The following is an 8,693-nucleotide window of genomic DNA, read 5'->3' as shown; positions in this document are numbered from 1 at the left end:
AAGCGGAGCACCCGGCAGGCCCGGCGAGCCGAGATGCGGTAGGCGTCGAGGAGGTGTTGAGCCGCGTGGCGACGCTGCACGGGCTTCAGAACTTTTTTTTGAGTACGTCCTGCAGCAGCTGCTTATCGAGGCTCAGGTCCGCCACGAGCTGTTTGAGGTGCTGATTTTCTTCTTCCAACTGCTTGAGCCGCCGCACTTCGGGCACGCCCAAGCCGCCGTACTTTTTCTTCCAGTTGTAGTAGGTGGCCTCGCTGATGCCCATCCTCCGGCATACCTCGGCGACGGCCACGCCCGTATCGGCTTGGCGCAGGGCAAACACGATTTGGGCCTCGGTAAACTTGGCCTTTTTCATGACACTGTCTGTTGGTTTAAGGTACGACAAGTGCCCGATTTTCGCTACTTTACAGCGGCCTAGTTTACTGGGAGGAGGTCACGCAGGCGCACGCGCACTTCGGGCGGCTCGACATGGTGCTCAACAACGCCGGCTACTCGCTGGTGGGCACCATTGAGGAAGCCCCCGCGGCGGACGTGCGGGCGCTCTGCGAGACGAACATCTTCGGCACGCTGGCCGTCCTCCAGGCCGCGCTGCTGCAGGCCCAGGGCCACGGGTACATTAGTGCCGCGGGGCGGGCACCCCCAGCCCGAGGTGGCGGCCGCCAGCCGGTTGGCCGTGACAGTGCTGCCGTCCAGAATCTCATCCCACTGCATCGGCACGAACTCCGAGCCCAGGCCCTGATAAGTGTTCGCAACGGCCGCTTTGGGGATGGGAGCCCACCCGTACCACCAGCTCAGGCCAGGGGCCAGCGCCTGCAGGTCGGCCGCCGAGGTAAAGTCGTAAGCTACCCCACGCTTGGGGCTCTTGGTCTGCGCTTGGGTGGGGGCTGGCCAGTTCGCCAGCAAGCCGAGTAGGCCCAGCAGCCAGCCGGAAGGCCACCAGTTAGTTGAATGCTTTTTCATGAGCTAACGGGTAGAGGATGAAGTGAACAAATGGATAATAAAACCGGAATTGGAAAAAGATATAAAGCATTTGGGGCACTGAAACTGTCTGCTACAAAAGACGCACTGCCGGGTAATACTGCCAACAAATGACCTACGGGATAACTACGGCAAGCCGTAAAAAAATCAGCACGTCTAAAACCATAAATTGTTGATTTTTAAATATATAACATACACTTGTTATCTAATGAAGGAACAAGCCAGGCGCAGCCCCCTACCCGCGTGCTGCAATAAGCCTTTTTCGCGTTTAAAACCCGCTGAACATTTCTCCAGTGTCCTTACCTATGCTGCCGACCCTCGCCCCCGCCAGGTACTTGAGTGAGAGACCCAGCAAAGCCTGGCCTTTCTTGTCTAATGGCCACCCCTGCTAGACCCAGAAAACGGCGCACGTATGCGGTGGCCTTTCACGCGCCAGCCCTGCGCTTGGCCAGCGGCCTGCCCGGACGCGCTAGGAGCGCGGGAGCCACACCGTAAAGGTGGAGCCGACGTCTAGTTGGCTTTGCACCGCAATGCGCCCGCCGGCATTCTCGACCATGCGCTTGACCAGGTAGAGCCCCACGCCCGAGCCTTCCACGTGGGAATGCAAGCGCTTAAAGAGGTCAAAGAGCTGCGCCTGTTGGCGCTCGTCCAGCCCCAGCCCGTTGTCCTGGACTTCCAGCACGGCCTGCGACGCGCTGCCGTGCGCCCGCAGGTGCACCACGGCGGGCCGGTCCGGATGACGGTACTTCACCGCATTGCTGAGCAGGTTAAAGACGATGCTGCGCAGGTGCACCGGCGGGAAGGAGATGCGCGGACAAGTGGCGACGTCTACGACCAGTTGCGCCTGCGTTTCGGTTAGGAGCGGCGTCAGGTCCAGGCGCACATCTTCCACCAGCGTTGCCAGATCGACTGGTTCCGCCGCCTGCGACTCCTGTAAACGCGCAATATCGGTCAGTTGCGTTAACGTGAGCTGAAAGCGTTCAATCGCGTGCTCTAGCAGGGCCAATACCCGGGGCACGGACCCCGTCTGGGCCAGGTCGCCGGGCAGTTGCTCCCGCAAAACCCGCAGCAACCCCTCCACGTTGGTGATGGGAGCGCGCAGGTCATGGGAGGCGACGTGCACAAAGTGGTCGAGGTCGACGTTGACGCGGGTAAGCTGCTCGTTGGCTAGCCGGAGTTCGTCCGCCAGTGCGTGCGCCCGCTGGGCGCTGGCTTCGGCCGTCTGTCGCGCCGCTACCAGGCCGGTCACGTCCGCAATGAGAATGTAGTAGCCTCTGGAACGCCCCTGCTGTACGTTGGGGATGAGGCTGCCCTCAATGTGCTGGTCAGCGCCGGGGCCGTAGTTGGCGGCGTCAAATTCCACGCACTCGCCCGCCTGGGCGCGCGCCCGGTTGGGCGCCCCACGCGCCCAGGCGGTTTCCCCAATTACCTCGCGTACCGGCCGGCCGACTAGCTCAGCCGCCGGTCGCCCATACCACCGCTCGTACGCCTGGTTGGCAAACACGTACCGTTCCTGCTGGTCTACGCAGGCCACCAGCACGGGTAAGGCATCCGTTAGGAGGCGTAGCTGCTGGGCATGGTCTTCACTGACGCGTCGGGCCAGCACCTGGTCCGTGACGGGGGTGGCCACGCAAGCCACCCCCGTCACCTGGGCGTGCTCATCGCGCAAGGGGTGGAACATAAAGTTGAAAAAACGCGGCTCCGCGTGGCAGTCGGTGGCCGGCGACTGCCACTCCTGCAACTGGTAGGGCGTACCGGTTCGCACCACCTGCTCCAGCAGGGCGCGCAGGCCCAGCGCTTCGAGTTCGGGCAGGGCCTCGAACAGCGGCTGGTCCACTAGCTCGGCGACGGGGCGGTGCCACATCGCCGCCATGAGCGGATTGACTACCTCCAGCACGTAGGTCGGGCCCCGAAAAACACTCAGGGCGACCGGCGCCTGCTCGAACAGATCGCGCAGCTGCTGCCGCTCACGCTCGCGTTGCTGACGGGCGAGTACCAGCCCGGTCACTTCGTAGGCAAAGGTGGAAACGCCCACAATCTCGCCTGCTTCGCGGTAGGCTTGGTAGGTAAAGGTGAAGTACCGCTGCCGGTTGGGGGAGCCGTCGGCCTGCGCCAAGCGCAGCGGCACCTCGTGGCCAAAATACGTTTCGCCCGTGTGGTACACGCCGTCCAGGATATGTAGCAGGCCCGTCGGCACAATTTCGGGCAGGGCCTCGGCCACGGGGCGTCCCAGCAGCTGGCGGTCGGGAAAGAACTGCTGGAGGGCGGCGTTGACGTACTCGTACCGGTGCGCGGGTCCGCGCTGGATGGCAATAGCGGCGGGGGTGTGGGCAAAGAGTTGGTAGAAGGTTTCGCGCGCCTGCACCTGGCGCTGCGCAGCGGCTAGCTCCTCGGTCTGCGCGGCGACGGCTAACCGGGCGGCCTGTTCCCGGGCCTGGCTTTCGTGGAGCCAGCGCTCGGCCTGCACCTGCGCGGTGATGTCGACCACGGCGTGGATAATGCCCGTCACGTGGCCTTGGGCATCGAGCACCGGGGTGTGGTGCGTCCGCCAGTAGCGTTGCACAAAGTGGCCGGGCCGGGCCGGGTCAGGAATGGCATAGGGCACCCGGGGCAGCTCGTGGGGCTGGCTCGTGGCGACTACCTGGGCCAGCGAGGCCTGCAAAAGGGGGGTCTGCGGGTTGTCGGGAAAAACGTCAAAGAAGTGCCGGCCTATTAAGGCCGACTGTTTCGTCAGCGTGGCACTCAGGTAGGCCGCGCTGGCCGCTTCAATCACGAGCGCAGGCGAGAGGAGCAAGTAGGCCCCGGGCAGGGCGTCAAAGACTGGCAGTAACGCCAAGGAAGTTGGCATCGAATAAGCTCCTGCTTACTTAAAGCAGGCCGACCAAAGGTACTGCCTCAGTCGCGGGTAGGGTCATTGCACCAAAGTAGTAGGTAGCGAACTTTGGGTGGATGGAGGAAGAAGATTTTTTTGAGCAGGTGACGGATTACCGGGAGTAAGGCCGCTGCCTACATGAGTTGAGTGACATTGTTTGGCTGGTGGTGTGCGGTTTATCAGCTAACTGCGAGACGCTTGAGGATATTTATGACTACGCGTGTGATAAGGGAGCCACCTTACGCCAATTCCTGAGCCTGCCGGTGGGCATCCCGTCCCACCACACTCAACCGGGTGTCCGCCACCTAGACCTGTCCCAGCTCGAAGCCTGTCTGAAGCGCTGGGAGCGGCTATTGTCGCCCAACTGGGCGGGCCGGCAGCTTATCGTGGACGGTAAGCAACTGCGGGGCACTACCCCAACCGGACGGCGGCAAGCCAGCGTGCAGTTGGTGAGTGTGTGGGCCGTCGAGCAGCGCCTGTGCCTGACGCAAGTGCCCGTGGCAGAAAAGCGCAGCGAAGCGGTGGCGATGCCCCAGGTGCTGGAGTTGGTGGACGTGGTCGGCAATGTGGTCAGCCTGGATGCACTGGGCACGCAACCGGCGCTGGCTGCCCGCCTGCTGGAGCGCGAAGCCAACTACGTACTGGTCCTCAAGCAGAACCAACGGGAGCTATTCGCCCAGGTGCAGGCCCGTTTTGCGCCTTTACTGGTCCAGGCCCCCGCCCAGGAGCACCGCGAGAAGGGCCACGGCCGAGGCGAGCAGCGCCGCCTCTGGCTCAGCCGCTATTTCCCGCTGGTGGACGCGGCCGGTGCCTGGCCGGGGCTGCGCACGCTCGTCTGCGTACAGACCACGCGCTGGCAGCAGGGGCGGGCTACCTGCGCTTCGCGCTACTACCTCTCGTCCTTGGGCCAAGCCTCGGCTAGCGAACTGGCCGGCTACGTGCGCGGCCACTGGGGCATCGAAAATCACCAGCACTGGCAACCGGACGTGACGTGGTATGAGGATGGCTGCCGCCGCGACCACGCCCCGCGTAACCTATCCACCTTACGCAAGCTGGCCCTGACCCTGTTACAATGCGATGATACGGTGACGAGCCTGCGGCGAAAACGCAAAAAAGTTGCTCGCGACGATAATTTTCTGCGCTAGGTGTTGGCCCAACTTGGCCAGCAGCCAGAACCCGCCGAAAGATAACTACGCATTTGGTGCAATGACCCCACTGCAACAATGTCCTTGGCTCACAGTTTGGTCCAAGTGCTACAGGGCACCGTGTATTCCAAGTTTGGGTGCCGAAAAGCCGTTAAAAGCGGCAGCAGGACACGTTGATTACTGAATATGCGTTTCAGATATCGCCGTTTGCCGTGTCATGAGCCGACGGGAAGCACTAGGTAGTCGGCACCAAAAAAGGATGGTTAGACACGTTTCGCGAAGTGCAGCAATTTGACTCGGCGAGTGCGCGCGCGCCAAAACAGGTTTATTGAAACGGTCCGAAGCCAAACCTGCTCCTTTTGGTGAAAGAAGCGTTTCTCGTTTACCCCTGGTTGCCTGTAATTGGCCTCAGTTAAAAGTTTGGTCCGGAGGTTAACCGGCGGGCTTGTCAGCACTAGCTTTTGAGCACGGGAAACCTTCTTCCTACTTGCCCAGGCGGTCAGCAAGGCATTTCCAGAATAATACCAAGCATTTAGCTCCTTTAAGTTGTTGCCTGCGGAGTCAACGCACAGACTTTCTATCACCCAGGCGGGTTATCGGCAGGCATTCACTCATTTAGTACCTATTTTCAAAAAAGTAATTTTCTTGGCCCGCCCATTATTTATTTCAAAGCCGGTAATCTTATTTGTTTTATTTCTTTTAAATTTTATGTCTCTCATCCACCAGTGGCTTCCAAAAAAAGAGTCGGCCTCGTTTTGCGTTATTATCACAGCATTATTCCTGGGCAGTATTGCCACCATGTGGTCATCTTGGACCTTGATTGCGTATTTTGCATCCAATGCACCGCAATAAAAATTGCCGGTATATTCGTCTAAATAGCTTAAATCAAGGTGCACCAGCTTGGTGGCGGTTATGGATTTTCCGCTTTCACTAAACTCGATGGTAGCTGTTCCCTCGTTATTCCCTTTTAAATACTTTACACCAATGCCCTTGGGTTTATTTTCATATTCCAGATTGGTTAAGGGAATCAAATCAAAACGCCGACGCTCGCTTTTGATTTCACCCATGATGTTTCGGTCAACCACAAAAATTCTTAAAATTCTTTTGTCCCCTAGTTGATATTGACCTGAAATCGTTTGTTCCATCGTTTCGGGAATAAGCAGTTTTTTGCCCGCTACTGCGTCTTCGGTGGCGGGCGGGCTTAGTTGTCTGGCGAGGTAAATGTCTGCGATTTGCATGGCCGTTTTTTCCGGTTCAAACGCTTCCGAATTTCCCAACAGAATGACGGCAAAGTGTTGTTGCGGGAACCGGCCGATGTACGTTCGGTACCCGGCGTCGGCGCTGTCATGACCAATACGCAACGCCCCCCGGTAGTCTTTCACTCCCTGCCCAAATCCATAACTCAATTTTAACCGTCCGGCTGCGTTCAAATTGCTATTGCCTGATTTTTCCAGGGCCGGAATGCCGTTAACCTCGTCAAAAACGACGTCGCTGCCGATGATTTTTTGGTCATAATTGGCCACCCATTTGCACAAATCGGCCAGCGTCGCGTGAAGCCCGTCCGCCCCCACGGCAGAAGCCGTAAAGACGCTTTCTTCCAGCCCGGTTTCGGTGGCTTTATACGAATGCGCGCCGTTCGGGATGATTTGCGCAAAATTGTTGGAGAAAAAAGAGTGGTTCATGTGCAAGGGCCCAAACAGGTTTTCTTGGGTCCACGTGGCAAACGGCTTTCCGGTTACCCGTTCCACCACCAAGGCGAGCAACGTGTACCCGGAGTTGCAGTATTGAAACTTTTCGCCGGGTGCAAAATTTAGTTCTTGTTGTTTGAGGATGAGGTCGAGCACGTTTTTGTTCGTGATGACGTCTTCCGGCTTCCAGCCGGCCAGGTTCAGCAAATCCCACTGGTCTTTTAACCCGCTGGTGTGGGTGATTAAATGCAGGAGCGTAATTTTTTCCCCGTAGTCCGGCAGCTCCGGAATGTACTGATGCACGTCGTCGTTTAGGGACAGAAGCTTTTTATCCGCAAGCAACGCGATGGAAAACGCCGTAAACTGTTTTGCTAAAGAGGCAACATTAAAAATAGTATTGGAACTGATGGGCACCGCGTATTCCAAGTTGGCCATGCCAAAACTTTTTTCATAAACAATGCGGTTGTTTTGGATAACGGCTACGGCAACGCCGGGTGAATTGGGGTTGTTGTATTTTGAAAATAATTGCCCTACTTTATCGGAAGTTGATTTTTGAGAGGAAATGTGATTTTGCCCTTGAATGCCTTCCACAAAAAGCAGAACCATCGTCACGCTCATGAGTATTTTTTTCATTTTCGTACGGGTTTGTTCCGAATACCCACCAGTGACGTGATTGCCGCAATTGGAGGGGGGACAACGCGAAGTAACGCCTAAACAGGTGTGGAGCGGGAGTTGCTGTTTACGATTGGGCCGCTCCAATTGCTTGCAACGTCGGGCTTTGATGCGCGGGCCGGTCAATGCCCCATGCGTGGCGCCGGGGGCGCCCAAGGTAAGCCGCAAAGGAAAGGTCCGGTTCAGGCAGCAGGCATCCAGACCGGGCAAGCAACTCGTTTTAAGAGTTTAGCAAAAACGGTGGATTTTGTTAAAGGCACGGTGTGGTGCCGCTTAACGTGCTCTATTTTTCGTTTCCTGGGAGGTCCCCCTAGGAAGCCTCCCTCACAATCACTTTAGGTACGATAAGAGTTAAAAATAGCACCTGGGCAGTTGGTGGGTCGACTTGTTCCGTTCAGGCCAGATAGGTAGCGGTAAGTAATAGCAGCGCTACCTCATCTTGCTTCTAAGCACCGACTCCTTTAGTCTTGGCCCTGCGTTGCCAGCGCCCGGCCCCCCGGGGCGTTTGCCCGCCCCGGGGGGCCGGGCGTTTGCCCGCCCGTCTTCGCCGGAACGGGTAGGCAACCTTTTCCGGCTGGCCCAGCCGAGCCCCCCAAGGGCCTTGGCACTTAGCCAACAACCCGTTGCAATCTTCCCAGGAGGCAGGCCATACGCCCGGCCCAACGGCGCACTTCCCTGGGAAAGTACTATTCTTGTGCGAAAATTATCGTTATTCGATTCCCGTCCCCGTATCCACGCCGCTGGCGCGGCGCCCCGCCGGGCGCGGCCGGCCCCTTGTCCTTGGCTATGCTTTCCTTGACCCCGGCCGCCGAAGCGCGGCTGGTGCACCGCCTCTTGGCCCGCGACGCGCGCGCCATGCGCGGCGTGTACGACCACTACGCCCCCGCCCTGCTCGCCGCTCTGCACCGCCTCGTGGGCGACCCGCAGCTGGCCCAGGACGTGCTGCAAGACGGCTTGCTCAAGGCCTGGCTGCACATCGCCGGCTACGACCCGGCCCGCGGCCGTCTCTACACCTGGCTCGTGCGCCTGTGCGCCAACCACGCCCTGGACGTGGTGCGCAGCCCGCGCCACCGCTTCCACCGGGACGCGCACGCGCTCGAAGCCGCCGGCGCCCAGCAAGCGGCCGCCCCGGTGGCCTTCAACCCCGACCACCTGGACGTGCGCGCGTGGACCCAGCGGCTCCGGCCCCGCCAGCGCGAAGTGCTCGAGCTCTTTTACTTCCAGGGCTTCACCCAAACCGAAATCGCGGCGCGCGTCGGCGTGCCCGTGGCGACGGTCAAAACCCGCGCCCGGGCGGGGCTCCGCGCGCTGGCCCGCTACGCCCGGTAGGGCCGGGGCGTG

General features: G+C 59.4%; 3 protein-coding genes and 4 pseudogenes. 3 read left to right on the top strand and 4 right to left on the bottom strand.

Annotated features, from left to right (window positions below):
* Nucleotides 1-352 (bottom strand): annotated as a pseudogene (locus tag BEN49_RS07175) (transposase); the annotation flags it as partial.
* A 113-nt stretch (nucleotides 353-465) separates the two neighbouring features.
* Between BEN49_RS07175 and BEN49_RS29355 the strand changes: the two are divergent.
* Nucleotides 466-549 (top strand): annotated as a pseudogene (locus tag BEN49_RS29355) (hypothetical protein); the annotation flags it as partial.
* A 144-nt stretch (nucleotides 550-693) separates the two neighbouring features.
* Here BEN49_RS29355 and BEN49_RS29350 read toward each other — a convergent pair.
* Nucleotides 694-957: pseudogene (locus BEN49_RS29350) on the bottom strand (glycosyl hydrolase); the annotation flags it as partial.
* A 487-nt stretch (nucleotides 958-1,444) separates the two neighbouring features.
* Nucleotides 1,445-3,823 carry a PAS domain-containing sensor histidine kinase gene (locus BEN49_RS07165; RefSeq protein ID WP_083325863.1) on the bottom strand — a complete coding sequence of 793 codons (2,379 nt, stop codon included), beginning with the start codon at nucleotides 3,821-3,823 and terminating at the stop codon, nucleotides 1,445-1,447.
* Nucleotides 3,824-3,987: 164 nt separating this feature from the next.
* Here BEN49_RS07165 and BEN49_RS07160 point away from each other — a divergent pair.
* Nucleotides 3,988-4,992: pseudogene (locus BEN49_RS07160) on the top strand (ISAs1 family transposase); the annotation flags it as partial.
* 611 nt (nucleotides 4,993-5,603) lie between these two features.
* On the opposite strand, the gene BEN49_RS07155 reads toward BEN49_RS07160, so the two are convergent.
* The gene (locus BEN49_RS07155; RefSeq protein ID WP_125916595.1) at nucleotides 5,604-7,520 is read right to left on the bottom strand and encodes a serine hydrolase domain-containing protein; all 1,917 of its coding nucleotides are present in this window, start codon (nucleotides 7,518-7,520) and stop codon (nucleotides 5,604-5,606) included.
* A gap of 618 nt (nucleotides 7,521-8,138) precedes the next feature.
* Here BEN49_RS07155 and BEN49_RS07150 point away from each other — a divergent pair.
* A complete protein-coding gene (locus BEN49_RS07150; RefSeq protein ID WP_070742365.1) occupies nucleotides 8,139-8,681 on the top strand; it encodes an RNA polymerase sigma factor in 543 nt (180 codons plus the stop codon).
* Nucleotides 8,682-8,693: the final 12 nt, after the last annotated feature.

The sequence above is a fragment of the Hymenobacter coccineus genome (genome assembly GCF_001816125.1).
GTDB lineage: Bacteria > Bacteroidota > Bacteroidia > Cytophagales > Hymenobacteraceae > Hymenobacter > Hymenobacter coccineus.
Note: the sequence above shows the minus strand (reverse complement) of the source record. Positions and strands in the feature narration are given on the sequence as shown.

What these genes read in the sequence shown, in the direction of transcription:
- BEN49_RS07165 (WP_083325863.1), bottom strand. Translation starts at nt 3,823, where the DNA reads ATGCCAACTTCCTTGGCGTTACTGCCAGTCTTTGACGCCCTGCCCGGG.
- BEN49_RS07150 (WP_070742365.1), top strand. Translation starts at nt 8,139, where the DNA reads ATGCTTTCCTTGACCCCGGCCGCCGAAGCGCGGCTGGTGCACCGCCTC.